Source organism: Cupriavidus neocaledonicus (assembly GCF_000372525.1).
Taxonomy (GTDB): domain Bacteria; phylum Pseudomonadota; class Gammaproteobacteria; order Burkholderiales; family Burkholderiaceae; genus Cupriavidus; species Cupriavidus neocaledonicus.
Genome location: NZ_AQUR01000076.1, coordinates 1 through 15,833, shown reverse-complemented (window position 1 = coordinate 15,833; position 15,833 = coordinate 1). Strand labels below are relative to the sequence as shown.

Annotated in this window: 18 protein-coding genes and 3 pseudogenes; 16 read left to right on the top strand and 5 right to left on the bottom strand. The window is 62.6% G+C overall.

The genetic code is table 11. The annotated features are described in order from the left end of the window. Positions 1 to 16: 16 nt before the first annotated feature. Positions 17 to 478 (top strand): MarR family winged helix-turn-helix transcriptional regulator, encoded by a 462-nt coding sequence (locus A3AG_RS0105125; RefSeq protein ID WP_026163957.1) that lies wholly within the window; start codon positions 17 to 19, stop codon positions 476 to 478. Positions 479 to 827: 349 nt separating this feature from the next. Further along, on the top strand, positions 828 to 2,039 hold the full coding sequence (locus tag A3AG_RS0105120; protein ID WP_018004388.1) for an NAD(P)/FAD-dependent oxidoreductase: 1,212 nt from the start codon (positions 828 to 830) through the stop codon (positions 2,037 to 2,039). Between the two features lie 464 nt (positions 2,040 to 2,503). Here the strand turns inward: A3AG_RS0105120 and aceE (A3AG_RS31380) are convergent. Further along, positions 2,504 to 4,437 (bottom strand): annotated as a pseudogene (aceE, locus tag A3AG_RS31380) (pyruvate dehydrogenase (acetyl-transferring), homodimeric type); the annotation flags it as partial. A 74-nt stretch (positions 4,438 to 4,511) separates the two neighbouring features. Here aceE (A3AG_RS31380) and aceE (A3AG_RS0105110) point away from each other — a divergent pair. The 4 genes and pseudogenes from aceE (A3AG_RS0105110) to A3AG_RS0105095 form a co-directional block, all read left to right on the top strand. Continuing rightward, positions 4,512 to 4,961 (top strand): annotated as a pseudogene (gene aceE / locus A3AG_RS0105110) (pyruvate dehydrogenase (acetyl-transferring), homodimeric type); the annotation flags it as partial. A 221-nt stretch (positions 4,962 to 5,182) separates the two neighbouring features. Beyond that, on the top strand, positions 5,183 to 5,485 hold the full coding sequence (locus A3AG_RS0105105; protein WP_018004386.1) for a hypothetical protein: 303 nt from the start codon (positions 5,183 to 5,185) through the stop codon (positions 5,483 to 5,485). Positions 5,486 to 5,581: 96 nt separating this feature from the next. Beyond that, on the top strand, positions 5,582 to 6,007 hold the full coding sequence (locus A3AG_RS0105100) for a cupin domain-containing protein (RefSeq protein ID WP_026163956.1): 426 nt from the start codon (positions 5,582 to 5,584) through the stop codon (positions 6,005 to 6,007). Further along, positions 6,004 to 6,459, top strand: a complete 456-nt coding sequence (locus A3AG_RS0105095; protein WP_018004384.1) for a carboxymuconolactone decarboxylase family protein — start codon at positions 6,004 to 6,006, stop codon at positions 6,457 to 6,459. The genes A3AG_RS0105100 and A3AG_RS0105095 overlap by 4 nt, the downstream gene beginning before the upstream one ends. Positions 6,460 to 6,616: 157 nt before the next feature. On the opposite strand, the pseudogene A3AG_RS0105090 reads toward A3AG_RS0105095, so the two are convergent. Continuing rightward, positions 6,617 to 7,120, bottom strand: a pseudogene (locus A3AG_RS0105090) (fumarate hydratase C-terminal domain-containing protein); the annotation flags it as partial. 10 nt (positions 7,121 to 7,130) lie between these two features. Between A3AG_RS0105090 and A3AG_RS31375 the strand changes: the two are divergent. After that, on the top strand, positions 7,131 to 7,616 hold the full coding sequence (locus tag A3AG_RS31375) for a LysR substrate-binding domain-containing protein (protein WP_240619793.1): 486 nt from the start codon (positions 7,131 to 7,133) through the stop codon (positions 7,614 to 7,616). A gap of 101 nt (positions 7,617 to 7,717) precedes the next feature. Here the strand turns inward: A3AG_RS31375 and A3AG_RS0105080 are convergent, their stop codons facing one another. Further along, on the bottom strand, positions 7,718 to 8,209 hold the full coding sequence (locus A3AG_RS0105080; protein WP_018004381.1) for a YkgB family protein: 492 nt from the start codon (positions 8,207 to 8,209) through the stop codon (positions 7,718 to 7,720). A 245-nt stretch (positions 8,210 to 8,454) separates the two neighbouring features. Further along, entirely contained in the window at positions 8,455 to 8,760 is a 306-nt protein-coding gene (locus tag A3AG_RS0105075; RefSeq protein WP_018004380.1) for a carboxymuconolactone decarboxylase family protein, read from the bottom strand. A 117-nt stretch (positions 8,761 to 8,877) separates the two neighbouring features. On the opposite strand from A3AG_RS0105075, the gene A3AG_RS0105070 reads away from it, so the two are divergent. Then, complete coding sequence (locus A3AG_RS0105070; RefSeq protein WP_018004379.1) at positions 8,878 to 9,807, top strand: helix-turn-helix domain-containing protein; 930 nt, start codon at positions 8,878 to 8,880, stop codon at positions 9,805 to 9,807. Next, entirely contained in the window at positions 9,743 to 10,123 is a 381-nt protein-coding gene (locus A3AG_RS34700) for a DUF6130 family protein (protein WP_276307881.1), read from the top strand. The genes A3AG_RS0105070 and A3AG_RS34700 overlap by 65 nt, the downstream gene beginning before the upstream one ends. Positions 10,124 to 10,164: 41 nt before the next feature. On the opposite strand, the gene A3AG_RS0105065 is transcribed toward A3AG_RS34700, so the two are convergent. Further along, positions 10,165 to 10,722, bottom strand: coding sequence for an RrF2 family transcriptional regulator (locus A3AG_RS0105065; protein ID WP_018004378.1), 558 nt, complete (start codon positions 10,720 to 10,722; stop codon positions 10,165 to 10,167). A gap of 280 nt (positions 10,723 to 11,002) precedes the next feature. Here A3AG_RS0105065 and A3AG_RS0105055 point away from each other — a divergent pair, with 280 nt between their 5' ends. From A3AG_RS0105055 to A3AG_RS31370, 7 genes are all read left to right on the top strand, one after another. Continuing rightward, positions 11,003 to 11,416, top strand: coding sequence for a MarR family winged helix-turn-helix transcriptional regulator (locus A3AG_RS0105055; protein WP_018004376.1), 414 nt, complete (start codon positions 11,003 to 11,005; stop codon positions 11,414 to 11,416). Between the two features lie 54 nt (positions 11,417 to 11,470). Continuing rightward, positions 11,471 to 12,568: an enolase C-terminal domain-like protein gene (locus A3AG_RS0105050; RefSeq protein WP_018004375.1), complete on the top strand. Its 1,098-nt coding sequence runs from the start codon at positions 11,471 to 11,473 to the stop codon at positions 12,566 to 12,568. Positions 12,569 to 12,720: 152 nt separating this feature from the next. Next, entirely contained in the window at positions 12,721 to 13,485 is a 765-nt protein-coding gene (locus tag A3AG_RS0105045; RefSeq protein ID WP_018004374.1) for a GntR family transcriptional regulator, read from the top strand. Positions 13,486 to 13,496: 11 nt separating this feature from the next. Continuing rightward, positions 13,497 to 14,303: a transporter substrate-binding domain-containing protein gene (locus A3AG_RS0105040; RefSeq protein WP_420866466.1), complete on the top strand. Its 807-nt coding sequence runs from the start codon at positions 13,497 to 13,499 to the stop codon at positions 14,301 to 14,303. Positions 14,304 to 14,325: 22 nt separating this feature from the next. Continuing rightward, positions 14,326 to 14,994: an amino acid ABC transporter permease gene (locus tag A3AG_RS0105035; RefSeq protein WP_018004372.1), complete on the top strand. Its 669-nt coding sequence runs from the start codon at positions 14,326 to 14,328 to the stop codon at positions 14,992 to 14,994. Continuing rightward, positions 14,991 to 15,647 (top strand): amino acid ABC transporter permease, encoded by a 657-nt coding sequence (locus A3AG_RS0105030; protein ID WP_018004200.1) that lies wholly within the window; start codon positions 14,991 to 14,993, stop codon positions 15,645 to 15,647. Before A3AG_RS0105035 ends, A3AG_RS0105030 begins: the two co-directional genes overlap by 4 nt. Next, on the top strand, positions 15,628 to 15,833 hold a 206-nt coding region (locus A3AG_RS31370; RefSeq protein WP_035847906.1), incomplete at its 3' end, for an ATP-binding cassette domain-containing protein. The genes A3AG_RS0105030 and A3AG_RS31370, both read left to right, overlap by 20 nt.

Sequence of the window (15,833 nt, the reverse complement as noted above, 5' to 3'; positions counted from 1 at the left end):
TATGCAGCCTTCCACTATGAAGACATCCGACTCCAGCACCGCCAGGAAAGACAGTGCAGGCAGTGAAATCCTGCGGAGCTGCGTTATTACCCGTACCCGACAAATCTCCCGTGTGCTGACAGCGATCTATGACGATGCGCTGCGGCCATTCGGGATCAACGCGCCCCAGCTCACCCTGCTTGTGATGATCCAGGAACTCGGTCCAATAGGCCGTGCGGCCCTTGGCCGACATAACCATCATGATCGTTCGACATTGACCCGAAACCTGCAGCCGCTACTGACACATGGCTGGATAGCCGAAGCTGCGCCGGACGACGATGGCCGGACGCGGCCGCTGGCCATCACGAAGGCTGGTCAGGCCCTGCTTCGCAATGCCGCGCCCGCGTGGGCTTCCGCCCAAGCAACAGCGAGGACGTTGCTAGGCGAGGCGGGTGCTGACGCCATCATGGACATTGCCCGTGGTCTGCCGAAATACTAGCGGCATCATTTTTTTTGATTCCAGTCTCATGATCGACCGCCGCACGACGGCGAACATTCATAAGCGCACGGCGCTTCCTCTTCGCTCATGGATCAAAGCGCCGACGACCCGGGTTCCGCGGTTGCCCGAACCAATGGCTTGATTGGTCCATAAAGTTGCGGACCATTGTCCTGGCAGTACGCGCAGCCATTGATCTGGCCCAGTTGGCAAAAAAAAGCTTGCATCGCTTAACTACGACTCCTATGATCGTAGTTAAGCGATGCGAACGAGCGCTCGCTGTTTCGATCGGGCGCGCTACGCCGCAGCGGAGTCGGCCTGTTACTTGAGATTTGGTTCAGGAGCATAAAAGATGTCCAAACGGATTCTTGTCATTGGCGCCGGCTTTGCCGGCATGTGGAGCGCGCTGGCTTCGGCCCGTTTGCTTGACCAGGTTGGGCGCACCGATGTGGAGATCGCCCTTGTCGCACCGAAGCCGGAACTGCACGTCCGCCCTCGCCTCTACGAGCAGAATCCGAACGGGATGAAGGCACCGTTGCAGGACATCTTCCAGGCCGTTGGTGTCAGGTTCATTCAGGGCAAGGTGGAGCACATCGATGTCGCAAACCAGGCGGTGAGCGTTGCAGGCGTTGGCGCTGATACGCCGCGCCAGCTCATCAGCTATGACCGTCTGGTGCTTGCTGCAGGAAGCCGCCTGTTCCGGCCGCAGATTCCAGGGCTGGACCAGCATGCCTTCAATGTCGACCAGGTCGCTGACGCCGCGGAGCTTGAAGCCCATATCCATGGCCTGGCCGACCGCCGGGAGAGCGCCGGCCGCAATACGGTGGTCATCGCGGGTGCCGGCTTTACCGGTATCGAGACGGCTGCCGAAATGCCGGCTCGCCTGCGCGAAGTCCTCGGCGAGGACGCTGCCGTGAGCGTGATCATGGTCGAGCGAAATGCGGCGATCGGCCCTGACCTGGGCGAGGGTCCGCGGCCGGTCATCACGCAGGCGCTGACCGAGCTTGGGGTGACTTGGAAGCTGGGCGCGGGTGTCGCTGCTGTCGATGCGAAAGGCGTCACGCTCGAGAACGGTGAGCGCATCGAGGCAGAGACCGTGATCTGGACGGCGGGTGCCCGGGCCAGCGAACTCACCGCACAGATCCCGGCAGAGCGGGACAACCTTGGCCGGCTGCATGTTGACCGCAACCTGAAGGTCAAGGGGGTCGAGGCAGTGTTCGCCACCGGCGACTGCGCGTATGCCGCGACCGATGACGAAGGCAACTTCGCCGCCATGTCTTGCCAGCACGCCATGAATCTGGGCCGCTCGGCCGGCCACAACGTGGCAGCAGACTTGGTGGGCGCGGCGCCAATCCCTTACAGCCAGCCGAAGTACGTGACCTGCCTGGACCTTGGGCCCTGGGGCGCTGTCTACACGGAGGGCTGGAACCGCCAGGTGAAGATGACGGGCGGCGTGGCCAAGGCGCTGAAGACGCGGATCAATACCGAGTGGATTTATCCTCCGAGCGCGAATCGTGAAGAAGCGCTTGCCTTGGCTGACCCACGGTTCATCGTCGTGGCCTGAGGGCGCGACGCAAAAAGGATGGGGCGATCTGCGGGATCGCCCTTTCTGCCTTTGTGCGCCCAGCATAGGCGCACTCTTGCGTATGCAAGTCCCTTCGTAAGTTGATCACAGCCAACGTAGCGAAGCGCAGTGTGTCGCGAACACGAACGTGAGTTCGTGGTGCTGTGACCGAGATAGGAGCAGGCCTCCCGAAGTCGGCTTCAGGAGCAGGCTTCAAATCGCCCAGTGCTGCTGCGGGCAAAAGAAGGCCGGATTTGCAGCAAAAGCCGGATCTTCGAGAACTTGAAGCGATCGCACCCGATAAGGTTCGATCCGTGCAGCGAGTCGGCCGTCCCTCGACCAAGAACCGCGCGACCGGATGGTTTCGCTGCTTGCCTCGCAGCTCTGACGGCGGCAGTATTGCGCGGCCGCCGGCCGGCTATCGAGCCGGCGGCGTGCCCGATCGTCCATTCGTTCAGGCATGCACCCGGCGCATCCCGCAGCAGCCGGGTCACGTGCGGAACGCGCGGCGGCGCCTCGGGGTGCAGCAGGTTGTGCCGTTCGGCCGCACGGCCGTCGCGTGCGAGTTCCGTCAGGCCTGGCACGCCCCACACATCCGCAGCGACGTCCCAGTCCTGCTGCAGCAATGCAGCTGCGGCGATGACCTCATTGAAGATGGTGCCAGCGCCCATCAGTTGCACGCGCGGACAGGATTCGGCAGATTCTGCCTTGCTGAAGGCGTACATGCCCTTGAGGATATCCTGCGCGACGGTCGGGCCGGTCGGCATGGCCGGCTGCGCATAGGTCTCGTTCATGACGGTGACGTAGTAGTAGACGTCTTCCTGCTCCTGCACCATGCGGCGCAGGCCGTCCTGCACGATCACAGCCAACTCGTACGCAAACGACGGGTCATAGCTGATGCAGTTCGGCACTGACGAGGCCCACAGCAGCGAATGGCCATCCTCGTGCTGCAGGCCTTCGCCGTTGATCGTGGTCCGTCCGGAGATTCCGCCCAGCAGAAAACCGCGCGCCCGCATATCGGCCGCCGCCCAGGCAAGATCGCCCACGCGCTGGAAGCCGAACATGGAGTAGAAGATATAGAACGGCACCATGGGCTCGCCATGCGTGGAGTACGATGTCGCGGCAGCGATCCAGTCGGCCATGCCTCCCGCTTCATTGATACCCTCCTGCAGGAATTGGCCGGTCGTCAACTCCTTGTAGGATGTCAGCGTCTCGGCATCCTGCGGGGTGTAGCGCTGGCCGTCCTGGTTCCAGATGCCGATCTGCCGGAACAGGCCTTCCATGCCAAACGTGTGGGACTCGTCCGGTACGATCGGCACGATGCGCCGGCCCAGTTCCTTGTCCCTCAGCAGCGTGCCCAGGATGCGGACGAAGGCCATCGTGGTAGACATGCCGCGCCCTTCGGGCGTGGCCCTGAGCAGCGCGTCGAATGCCGACAAGGCGGGCGCCGGCAGCGATGCGGCTTTCTGGCGTCGCGCGGGCAGGTAGCCGCCCAGCGCCTCGCGGCGTCCGCGCATGTAGGTGAGCTCTTTCGATCCCTCGGGCAAGCTGATATACGGGACGTCTTCGATTTCCGCATCCGCAACGGGAAATGCATACTTGTCGCGCAAGGCCAGCAGGGCCTCCCGCTGCACCTTCTTCTGCTGGTGGTTGACGTTGGAGGCCTGGTCCTGGTCGCCCATGCCATAGCCCTTGATGGTCTTGCCCAGGATCACGGTCGGCACGTCGCTGCCGCTCGCGGCCTCAGCGAACGCGGTAAAGACCTTCACCGGATCGTGGCCGCCGCGGTCCAGGCTCCAGAGGTCGTCGTCGGTGTAGTCGGCCACCAGCGCCTTCAACTCAGGCGTATTGAAGAAATGCTCGCGCAGGTATGCCCCGGATTTCGATCGGTAGGTCTGGTATTCGCCGTCGACGACCTCCATCATACGCCGTGCCAGCGCCCCACTCTTGTCGCGTGCGAACAGGTCGTCCCAGCGGCCACCCCATAGCACCTTGATCACCCGCCAGCCGGCGCCCAGGAAGATGCTTTCCAGTTCCTGCACGATCTTTCCGTTGCCGCGCACCGGTCCGTCCAGGCGCTGAAGATTGGTGTTGACGACGAACACAAGGTTGCCCAGGCGCTCCCTGGCCGCCATGCCGATCGCGCCAGGGACTCGGGCTCGTCCATTTCGCCGTCGCCAAGGAAGACCCATACCTTCCGGTCATCGGTCTTCGCGATGTCGCGCGCCTGCAGGTACTTCATGAAACGGGTCTGGTAGATCGCCATCAAGGGGCCGAGGCCCATCGAAACGGTGGGAAACTGCCAGAAATCGGGCATCAGCCACGGGTGGGGGTAGGAGGACAGTCCTTCCCCGCCGACTTCACGCCGATAGTTGTCGAGTTGCCTGGCATCGAGTCGACACTGGTTTTCACCGAATTCCTTAACGGAGACTTGCCGTGACCGCCACGCAACCCGACGAAATCGCATTGACAATGGATCCGCGGGACGACGACCCGCAGGAGACAGCCGAATGGCTGGAAGCCCTGGAGGGCGTCCTCGGCAACGTCGGGCCGGCACGTGCGCACTATCTCATCGAGCGGCAGATCGCCCATGCGCGGCTGCGCGGGCAATTGCAGCCGCACTCTTGCGGCACGCCTTACGTCAACACCATTACCGTCGACCAGCAACCACGCATGCCAGGCGACCGCGAGATCGAGCGACGCATTCGCGCCTATACCCGGTGGAATGCCATGGCGATGGTGGTGCGGGCCGCCAAGACTTCGAATGTCGGCGGGCATATCGCCTCGTTTGCCTCCGCGGCCACACTCTATGACGTCGGCTTCAACCATTTCTGGCGCGCGCCCACAGCGGATCACGGTGGCGACCTTGTCTTCGTGCAAGGCCACGTGGCGCCCGGCATCTACGCGCGCGCATTCCTGCTGGTATAGGCGTGAACGGCGACTTATCAAGTCGTAGGTATCGGTGGAGACCTTGGAGCAAACCGTGGACTGTTCATGACTGGCACTTGACGGGAGGCAGAGCTGCAAGATCTTTTCCCGATGCTTGTTTCGGCGCAGTCCATGTGCTCGCTTGCACTTCGATGGATGATCGACTATCTTTACTACGACTACAATGATCGTAGTTAAAGCAACCGGAGTTCACTATGAAACCGATCCAATGGATCAGCGCACTTTGCGCCACCGCGATCCTGTCCACCGGCGTGACGGCATGGGCATTCGCTTCCGACCTGGCCTGGGCGGCCAGCCGCCCCATGACTGCCGGGCACGACCTGAAAAGCGTATCGGCGCAACCGGGTCACAGCCGCGGCCTCCGCGATACGCTGATCGCCGGCGAGGACCTGAGCGGCGTCTCCGCCACGCCAAGCCGCGCCGGCGAAACCGGCGCGGGGGTTGAAGCCAGCAAGGCTTCGGGGCCACCCAACAAATCGCTGCCACGGCTCGCCTGAGGCTGTGCCTCTCGTGACGAAAACGCGTTCCCTACTGGAAACCGCAGACCGGCATCCACGCTCTACCCGCTTCACGCGCTTTGCAAGGAAACAGACATGAAAGCCCTACACCTTCTTTTGCCCTTTCTCGCCGCCACCGTGATGGCATTTCCCGTCGCCGCAGCCGCACATGGAACCGATGACATGGTCATGGAGAACTTCTCCCGGGCCATCCCCAACCTCCCCGGTAAGTCGCTTATCGCGCTGGAAGTGGATTACGCGCCCGGCGCCTCGTCCTTGCCTCACTACCACGCCAAGTCGGCATTCATCTATGCCTATGTCGTCTCGGGCAGTATCGCCAGCAAGGTCGATGACGGACCGGAACGGGTCTACAAGGCGGGCGAGAGCTTCCATGAAGAGCCGGGCTCGCACCATTCCGTCAGCCGCAACGCGAGCAAGTCACAGCCCGCCAAGCTGCTGGCCGTGTTTATCGTGGACAGCGGCGAAAAGGACCTGACCACTTATGAAAGGAACGCGAAATGAGACTGGACTACACCAAGGCTGCCCCGGGGGGCGTGAAGGCATTCGGCAGTGTCTACGGCTACATCATGCAGTCCGGACTCGATGATGTCCTGGTGGAACTGGTCTACCTGCGTGTCAGCCAGATCAACGGCTGCGCCTACTGCCTTGACATGCACACGCGAGACCTGGTGAAGAGGGGCGTGTCGGTCGGCAAGCTCGCGCTCGTGCAGGTCTGGCACGAAGCGGGCGCCCTCTTCAGCGACCGCGAGAAGGCCGCACTGGCGTGGGCCGAGACCGTGACCCGCGTTTCCGAGACACATGTCCCGGATGACGCTTTTCGAGCGGCATCTGCCGCCTTCAGTGAAAAAGAACTCGCTGACCTGACCATGGCGATCAGCCTGATGAATGCATTCAACCGCCTCGCCATCAGCTTCCGCCGTGCGCCGCAAGTCGAGAACCAGAGCGACGCATGACCGGGCCATCCGTCGCGGGACAAGGCCAGCTCACTGGCCCTGCCTCGCCGACGCCGATTTCGAGACGCCACTGGGACACCTTCGACGCCAGCTGCTGAGCGGCCAGGCCAAGACTATCCGCCGCTGCAGATGCGTAGTGTGGTGTCGCCGCTCAGCATCATGCCGCCGCGATGCGCCAGGTGCGCGGACCGGTTTCGTGGACACTGTTGCCGCCGGCATCCACGGCGACAACCACGGGCAGATTCTCCACATCGAACTCGTAGATGGCTTCCATGCCGAGGTCGCCAAACGCCAGGACGCGGGATGACCGGACCGCCTTGGAGATCAGATAGGCGGCCCCACCGGTAGCCGCCAGGTAGACGCAGCCGTTCTTCACGATGGCGCTGATCGCAGCCGGCCCGCGTTCGGCCTTGCCGATCATGCCGAGCAAGCCGGTGAAAGCCAGCATGCGCCCGGCAAACTTGTCCATTCGTGTGGATGTGGTCGGGCCACAAGGGCCTACGACCTCGTCACGCACAGGATCGACGGGCCCGACGTAATAGATCATGCGATTGCGGAAGTCCACCGGCAAGGGCTCGCCACGCGCAAGCATGTCGTCGATCCGCTTGTGCGCGGCATCGCGTCCGGTCAGCATGCGCCCTGACAGCAGCAGCATCTCGCCGGCGCACCAGGTGCGGATCGATCTGGCCATTGGCTACTATCCGGACCTCGGCGGCTCGGATGTATTCCAGCAGCGCCTGTTCCGGCACGGCTTCGTGTGCCTGGCGCGCAAGAATCATCCGGTCGCACGCGGCCGCATCACCGTGGAACAGTTCCGTGAACTGCCTCATGCGGTGATTCAGAGCGAAAGCCGCAGCCAGGAACTGGTCGAGGCGTATCTGCGCCAGCACGGGATCGCGCGGTGCGAGATGCTGCGTTCTCCGCATTTCCTCAGTATTCCGCTCGTGGTCGCATCGACCGATCTGGTCGTCACGGTGCCGCTGCCCGTGGGCGAGTTGTTCGCGCGCATCGCCGATGTACAGGTCCTTGAGCCGCCGTTCCCGATTCCCGCCTTTGATCTCAGGCAGCATTGGCACCGCTGTCAGCATGACGACCCGGGCAATCGCTGGCTGCGATCGGTTACCCAGGAACTGTTCGGCGAATCCCCTGGCGAATAGCGGCCCGTGCATCGCATCCGTCAGATGCAACGAGGGCGATCCATCGGATCGCCCTCGTTCACCACATGCCGGCAAAGCCGGCACCACAAGCTCCCGAAAAGTCAGGAACGCGATGCCTGGCAACGTGCCAGCGACGTGCGCAGCAGGGAAGCCGACGCAGCCAACAGTACGAGGTCCTTCAGCAGGAACTGGCCGATCGGCGCAGAGATCGCCGGGAACCCGCCTGCAGTCGGCTCTGCAACGCCGGGCGTGGTGACAAAGAACGTCAGCGTGATGGCGTATGTTGCGCATGACATGGCTGCACCAAGTACCGACACCCGGTGATGGAATGCGCCGACGGTCAGTGTTACCGCGGTGGACAGTTCCAGCACGCCAATGACAGCGCTGGCGCCACGTACACCCAACGCATCGATAAGCCAAGCCATGAAGGGGCTATTCTCGATGAACGGCGCAATACCGTGCGCTTCGTAGCCGGTAAATTTCATGCCGCCGAACCAGAGAAAGACGACAACCAGAGACCAGCGCAGCAACGCCTCGTGATTGGGGATGGCTTCGCTGATCCGCGTTGTGGCGACGGGTGTGATGGGTTGCATAGTTACTCCTCAACGGATATGTGCTGTGGTGGAGGAGCACGCCCGGGTGGCGCAGACCTCCTTTCCTGTCATCGCGACGATGCGCATGCGCGCGTTCCGGCGCGACCGGCTCCTGCTGTGCCGGAACCGGCGAATCGAAGACAATGCTTGCACCCGGGGCGTATCAGGCGCGTCCTTACAGGAATGGACAATCGCCCTACTGACTTCGCGGCTCGCGGCACGCGGCAAGGTGCGTTGGATGGCGTTCAGTCGCGGAACAGGTGCGTGGCATGCGTTACGGCACCGCCCGCCCGGATTGCGGCGGCCACGAGCGCGGCTTCCGCAAGTTGCGCATTGCTGGCGCCGGCATCGTGGGCGGCCTTGGTATGCAGGGCGATGCAATATGGGCACTGCGTCGTCAGCGCCACAGCCACCGCAATAATCTGCTTCTGCTGCACCGAAAGCGCGCCATCCACAAATGCTGCGCGGTCAAAGGCACGGAAGCTCTGCATTGCTTCAGGAGCGTTTTCGTCCAGCTTCTTCAAACGGGCAAGATCCTTCATATCGAACATGGAAAACTCCATCAAGGTTGGGATTGGAGTACGTATGATAGGAATGGCAAGGTTCCACTTGGTCTCAGTTTGGTTTCAATTCGTCCAACGATGGCATCCTCCCCTTCCGCACATCGCGTGCTCGAGCATTTCCTTGCCACGCTCGACATTGGTGTCACGCACATCACACGATGCGACATTCGCGATGGGTGGAGCGTGCGCTTCGAAGCGTGCGAGACGGCCAGCCTTCACTACTGCCTGGACGGCCGCGGAACCCTAGACCCCGGCAACGGCCACCGCATCGCCTTGCAGCCGCACAGTTTCGTCCTGATGCCGCCGGGCGTTTCCTACCGGCTGGAATGCGCGTTCGGGTCGCCGGCCATGTCGGTGGATCGGGCTAGGCTTGGCTCATGGTCCGCGCGCGAAACGGCGCCGACGGTGAAGGTGGGCGAGGCGGCTGTGGGGGTTGAGATGGCGTGTGGGGAGTTGCGCTTTGCGACGCGCACCGCCGATCCCTTCAGGATGCTGCGGCATCCGATCGTGACGCGGTTCGACGGCCCCGCGGGACTGAAAGACCAGTTCGTCATGCTGTTGGCGGAATCCGCACAGCCCGGCCTGGGTTCCAGAGTGCTGATCGAGGCATTGCTCAAACAATGCCTCGTCATGCTGCTGCGGCGTCAGATGGAAAGCGATGACGCGGAACTGTCGTGGACGGCGGCCGTTGCCGATCCGCGGCTGCTGCTCGCGTTGGAGAAGCTCTTCGAACAACCCGAAGCGCCACTGTCGGTGCAGCGGTTGGCCGATCTGGCTGGAATGAGCCGTTCAGCGTTCGCTTCTCACTTCGAACGAGCGTTCGGCCAGACGCCGATGGCCATGCTGCGAGCGGTGCGGTTGCACAAGGCCGCGGAATTGCTGGCGACTACAAGCCTGCAGATTTCCCAGGTGGCGCACGCCGTTGGTTTCTCCAGTCGCAGCAATTTCTCGCAGGCGTTCCACAAACAGCATGGTGTGGACCCAAGCGGATTTCGGCAGCGAACGGCGTCTCGTCAGCGTATGGGTGGCGACTGATTGCGATTACGGATTCAACCAATCGCGGCGTGCAGTGCAAGTACTGTCGCCGGCTGAGCAAGCGACTGCTCTGTACCTACGCACGGACCGACACCGCCTCGCGCGTCGCCGAAACCCTTCTCCAAAAGGAAAGGAGAAAAATCATGCCCTGAGACACGTGTCAGTCTACGCGGCTGCCCTACTCTGCATGACGGCTTTCGCACAAAGTGCACCGGATCGCATCCGCCCCCCCGCAATTCTTCCGCTCGAATCGGAACAGGCACTAAAGCTGGTCCCGTATCCGCCGCTGGCCGAACCAGCACAACGGGAGCAATAGGCCCGAACCCGGCGCCCCAGGGGCGCAGCCCGCCACCGACCTCAGGCGCTCTTGCGTGAACCCGAGCGCGTAGGCGCAGTTCTTTCGCCTCGTCGATTGGCCGCACGATCCGACAGCCAGTTGACAACCTGCACGCCATAGCTGGCCGGCGTCTTATCATTCACGCGCTGAGAAAGGTCGGCCAGGGTATGCCGTTTCAGCTCCGCTCGCATGGCCTTTTCTGCAGCCTGCATGACAGCGTGAACCGAGCAAACGCCACGCGTCGCCCAGCCCGGCGCGTCATCATTGAAGACAGCACAGCGCCCGCGGATCTCGAGGCAGTCGAAGAGCGGCTTATCGCCATCGATCGCGACCACGACATCATGAACGGTAATGTGCTTGGCGGACCGCGCGAGCCGGAATCCGCCCTTGATGCCCTCCGTGGCTACCACCAGCTTGGCCTTGGCCAATTTGGTGAACAGCTTGGCCAGGAAGTCGTGTGGAACGCCCTGAAGCTCAGCCAGATCACGGACACTCGCTTCTTCCACGGCCGCCTGCGAATGTGTCAGGTACAGCAGGCAGTGGAGGCTGTATTCAACGCCTGTACTGATTTGGGACATAGCATACTAAGACTTGATATATCGTAGTTGCAATGCTATACAACTTCCGCGGGACCCGCAAGGCAAGGTGTCATGTGTGTCATTTGACGTACACAGTGGTCACCCTGGAGCAGGCGGACTTCTGCCTCGGGTTCCTCCTGTTGGCGCTGCGCCTGCAGGGCAAAGCGTCCTTGCGGCGATGACATGTCTTCGCCGGCGCGAGACCGGATTTCCAGACGCCGCTTCCATGTTGCAACTGCCGCGGCGCGAACTATATTGGGGGTATATACCCGCAATCGACATGATCCACACGCATTGCGCCTGCACCAGGCTGCGCCGTGCAGCGCGCGCCCTTACCGATGTGTACGATGACTCGCTGAAGCCCATCGGCCTGAAAGTCACGCAGTTTTCGCTGCTGCGGACCATCGCGCGAATGGGGTCGCCCAGCCTGACCGAGCTGGCTCGCGAAATGGCGCTAGACCGCTCCACGCTCGGGCGTAACGTCGGCGTGCTTCAGCGCAAAGGCTTGGTCCGCTTGTCAGAGGGTAACGACCTGCGCGAGCACACCGTATTGCTGTCGCCGCGGGCGTGCCGGCTGCTGGAGCAGGCGGCTCCGCTTTGGACACAGGCGCAACGACGCGTGGAGCATGCGCTCGGCGCCCAAGGCGTTGCGGTGCTGTTCGACGTGCTGGCCAGACTCGAGGAGCTCCGGTAAGCGGTTCTTTGTCCGGTGCGTGCAGGTTGTCCTGGCCGTCAGGGAGGTGCCGCCATGGATTTCGAACCGCTCACTTACCAAAGCGTTGAGGCCCGTGCGGTTCTCATCCCGTTAAGGCGACCCATCATTTCGAAGGTCGGCGCATTCGACCAGTGGCCGCTGATCCGGATCGACCTTCACACTCGGGAAGGCATTGTCGGTCGAAGTTATCTTGAACCATATCTGATCCAGGCGCCGAGGTACATCGTGCCCGCGATCCGGGATCTTGCAGCCTCACGGGCCGGTAGCAGGCTCGCACCGCTGGACGACTTCCAGAACGCCAGAGGTTCAACGCATCTCCTGGGCTACGAAGGCATCACGATGATCGCCATCGCAGGGCTCGACATGGCGGCGTGGGATGCGCTCGGCAAGGCCGCGGGCCTGCCTCTTGCCGAATTGCTTGGCGGAACAGTGGGCAGCGTGCAGGCGTACAACAGTAATGGGCTGTGGCTGAGCCACGTGGATGGACTTGCCGAAGAAGCTGGTTCGCTCGTTGCAGAGGGAGCCTTCAGCGCGCTGAAGTTGCGGCTGGGCCGCGAAAAGCTGCAAGACGACCTCGATGCCCTTCGCGCGGTGCGCGAAGCGGCTGGCGACGAGATCAAGCTAATGGTGGATTTCAACCAGGGGCTGTCGTTTGATGACGGTCTGCGCCGCTGCCATGCCCTCGACAACGAGCGGCTGTACTGGTTTGAGGAGCCGCTCGCATACAACAACACGCGCGGCCATGCGGAACTGGCCCGCGAGATCAGGACGCCGATCCAGCTTGGCGAGAACTTCTATGGTCCGCGCGAGTTATTGAAGGCAGTGCAGGCCGGGGCGTGTGACTGCGTCATGCTGGACATGATGCGGATCGGCGGCGTGTCGGGGTGGTTGAGGTCGGCGCCGATTGCTTCGGCGGCGGGAATCCCTGTCTCCACGCATCTGTATCCGGAATTCTGCGCACACCTGTTGCGCATCACCGAAACCGCGCACTGGCTGGAATGGCAGGACTGGGCCTATCCCGTGCTGAAGGAGCCCTTTGCGCTTGTAGAGGGACAACTGGTGGTGCCGAACAGGCCCGGCTCAGGCATTGAGTGGGACGAGAGTGCGGTGAAGCGGTTTCAGTGCGACTAGGCTGAGCCCATCATCGCGCACCATCGTCGCGCGACATGCCCCGTTTCGGGGAGTCGCTCGGCGCAGTTGCCACCCTCGCCTAGCGTTCCCGCCACTTTTTGGCGACAAATCTTGCATACAAGCATGGCATACCAATTGCTCAACTGGTTGCCGTGAACGCAACGACCGAAAACTCCCCCGCTGACATTGCCAATCGCATCACCGAGGCCATGCTTGGCCAGAAGCTGCTTCCCGGCTCCCGACTGGGCGAGCAGGAACTTGCCACATTGTTCGGCGTGAGCCGCACGCTGGTGCGTGAGGCATTGTCGCGGCTGGCGGCGCGCGGCATGGTAACCGTCAGCGCGCGACGCGGCTGGTTCCTTGTGGAACCCGGCACTGACGACATCCGCTCAGCGTTCGACGCCCGCCGCATTATCGAAACTGGGTTGCTACGTGAGGTCAGCCCGGATCGGCCGGCGAATGCGCAGGCCATTCATTCGCTCAAGCTCCATATCGCACGCGAAAAGGCCGCGCTCGAGGGCGACGACGCCAGCATGCGCAGTTTCCTGCTGGGCGATTTTCACGTTTGCCTGTGCGCATCACTGGGGTATGGCCTGCTGGTGGATACGCTGCGCGACCTGACCGCGCGCACGACACTGGTCGCCAGTCGAAACCAGTCCGCTGCCGATGCTGGTCGTTCGTGCGGCCAGCACGAAGGTATCGTCAACGCGCTTGCGCAAGGCGATGGCGTGCTGGCCGCGCGCCTGATGGCCGAACACCTTAGCGAGGTGCATACGAGTCTTGATGCCGTTGGCCCCGCCGACCCGCTCGCACACCTGCGCCAGGCGCTGACACCGGTAGGTCCTGCACGCGTTCCGCATTCCGCATCACCCGCCGCGGAGAATTCCGCGGACAACCCATTTCCATCCCCAACCTGAGGAAACACGCGATGTTCCAAGCCCTGTCCCAATCCAGATTGTCCCGCCGCGGCCTGATGTGTGCATTGCTGGCCGGTCTTTGCGCGGCCGTGCTGCCGGCGCAGGCNGATACGCTCGCCGATATCACCAAGGCCGGCGTACTGCGCGTGGCCGTGCCACAGGATTTCCCGCCGTTCGGCTCGGTGGGCGCCGATATGGCTCCGCAGGGTCTCGATATCGACGTGGCCGCGCTGATGGCCAAGAAGATGGGCGTAAAGCTGCAGTTGGTGCCGGTGACCAGCACCAACCGGGTGCCGTATCTGCAGACGCGCAAGGTAGACCTGGTGATTTCGAGCCTGGGCAAGAATCCCGAGCGCGAAAAGGTGCTCGATTTCTCCGAGGCCTATGCGCCGTTCTTCAATGGCGTGTTCGGGCCGGCGGATCTTGCCGTGAAAAGCGCGGCCGATCTGGCAGGCAAGACTGTTGGCGTCACGCGCGGTGCCGTGGAAGACCTGGAACTGAGCAAGATCGCTCCGGCCAGCGCGAACATCAAGCGCTATGAAGACAACAACGCCACGATCTCGGCTTTTCTGTCGGGACAGGTGCAACTGATTGCCACCGGCAACGTGGTGGCCTCGACGCTGATCGCCAAGCATCCGCCCAAGGCGCCCGAGACCAAGTTCCTGATCAAGAATTCGCCGTGCTTCATCGGCATGAACAAGGGTGAGAAGGCGCTGCAGGACAAGGTCAACGCCATCCTGGCCGAAGCCAAGAAGGACGGCTCACTGAACACGCTGTCGATCAAGTGGCTGCTGCGTCCGCTGCCGGCGCAGCTCTGATACGCACCGCCGAGGCAGAAGCATGGCTTACGCGTTCGATTTCGTGTCGGTGCTGGATTACACCGACGTGCTGCTCAAGGGCATCGCGGTCACGGCGCAGCTCACGCTGACGGGCGGTGTGCTTGGCGTGGCCGTGGCGTTGGCGGGTGCCTGGGCCAAGACCCAGGGACCCGCCTGGCTTCGCCCCGTGGTCAGCACCTATGTGGAGCTGATCCGGAACACGCCGTTCCTGATCCAGCTGTTCTTCATCTTCTTCGGGCTGCCCAGCCTTGGTGTGCATCTCCCTGAAATGGTGGCGGCATCGCTGGCCATGGTGATCAACCTGGGCGCCTACGGTACAGAGATCGTTCGCGCCGGTCTGGCTGCCACCCCGCGCGGGCAGTTCGAAGCCGGCGCGAGCCTGGCCATGTCACCATTCCAGGTGTTCCGGCACGTCGTGCTGCGCCCGGCATTGCAAAGGATCTGGCCCGCGCTGTCGAGCCAGATTGTGATCGTGATGCTCGGATCGGCTGTCTGTTCGCAGATCGCGGCGCAAGACCTGACGTATGCGGCCAATTTCATCCAGGGGCGAAACTTCCGCGCTTTTGAGGTCTATCTCGTCAGCACAGCGATCTATCTTCTTCTGGCTCTCGTGCTGCGGCAGTTGCTGCGCGGCATTGGCCGGCAGCTTTTTGCGCGGAGGGCGGGATGATCGAGTTCACGTTGTGGGATATCGTCCGCAACCTGCTGTTGGCAGCACGCTGGACGGTGCTGCTGTCATTGGTTGCGTTTGTCGGTGGTGGCGTCGTTGGCCTCCTCGTGCTGTTGATACGTACCGGCAAGCGCCCGGCAGCAAGACGCCTGGCGCAGGCGTATATCGAGCTGTTCCAGGGTACGCCGCTCCTGATGCAGTTGTTCCTCGCATTCTTCGGACTGGCACTGTTTGGCATCGAGGTGCCAGCGTGGCTGGCCGCCGGGCTTGCGCTGACGCTGTGGACAGCGGCCTTCCTGGCCGAAATCTGGCGTGGCTGCGTGGAAGCCATACCGCGCGGCCAGTGGGAAGCCTCAGGCAGCCTGGCCATGAACTACGTGCAGCAGATGCGTTACGTGATCCTGCCGCAGGCCTTGCGCATTGCCGTGGCACCGACCGTTGGCTTTGGCGTCCAGGTCATCAAGGGCACGGCGCTGGCGTCGATCATCGGCTTCACCGAGCTGTCCAAGGCGGGCACGATGATTGTGAACGCCACATTCCAACCCTTTACCGTATATGCCGCCGTGGCGCTGATGTACTTCGCGCTGTGCTGGCCGCTTTCGCAATACAGCAAGATGCTGGAGAGGAAATTCCATGCCGCTTATCGCCATTGATCAGGTTCGCAAGTCGTTTGGCAGCAACGAGGTGCTGAAGGGCGTCTCGCTCTCTGTCGAACCTGGCGAAGTCATCGCCATTATCGGCAAGAGTGGCTCGGGCAAGAGCACGCTGCTACGTTGCATCAACGGACTGGAAAGCATCGATGCGGGCGCCATCACCGTGGCCGGTGCGCACCTGGCCGA

Coding starts and splice junctions, on each gene's coding strand:
- A3AG_RS0105125 (WP_026163957.1), top strand. CDS start 17: ATGAAGACATCCGACTCCAGCACCGCCAGGAAAGACAGTGCAGGCAGT.
- A3AG_RS0105120 (WP_018004388.1), top strand. CDS start 828: ATGTCCAAACGGATTCTTGTCATTGGCGCCGGCTTTGCCGGCATGTGG.
- A3AG_RS0105105 (WP_018004386.1), top strand. CDS start 5,183: ATGAAACCGATCCAATGGATCAGCGCACTTTGCGCCACCGCGATCCTG.
- A3AG_RS0105100 (WP_026163956.1), top strand. CDS start 5,582: ATGAAAGCCCTACACCTTCTTTTGCCCTTTCTCGCCGCCACCGTGATG.
- A3AG_RS0105095 (WP_018004384.1), top strand. CDS start 6,004: ATGAGACTGGACTACACCAAGGCTGCCCCGGGGGGCGTGAAGGCATTC.
- A3AG_RS0105080 (WP_018004381.1), bottom strand. CDS start 8,209: ATGCAACCCATCACACCCGTCGCCACAACGCGGATCAGCGAAGCCATC.
- A3AG_RS0105075 (WP_018004380.1), bottom strand. CDS start 8,760: ATGTTCGATATGAAGGATCTTGCCCGTTTGAAGAAGCTGGACGAAAAC.
- A3AG_RS34700 (WP_276307881.1), top strand. CDS start 9,743: ATGGTGTGGACCCAAGCGGATTTCGGCAGCGAACGGCGTCTCGTCAGC.
- A3AG_RS0105065 (WP_018004378.1), bottom strand. CDS start 10,722: ATGTCCCAAATCAGTACAGGCGTTGAATACAGCCTCCACTGCCTGCTG.
- A3AG_RS0105055 (WP_018004376.1), top strand. CDS start 11,003: ATGATCCACACGCATTGCGCCTGCACCAGGCTGCGCCGTGCAGCGCGC.
- A3AG_RS0105050 (WP_018004375.1), top strand. CDS start 11,471: ATGGATTTCGAACCGCTCACTTACCAAAGCGTTGAGGCCCGTGCGGTT.
- A3AG_RS0105035 (WP_018004372.1), top strand. CDS start 14,326: ATGGCTTACGCGTTCGATTTCGTGTCGGTGCTGGATTACACCGACGTG.
- A3AG_RS0105030 (WP_018004200.1), top strand. CDS start 14,991: ATGATCGAGTTCACGTTGTGGGATATCGTCCGCAACCTGCTGTTGGCA.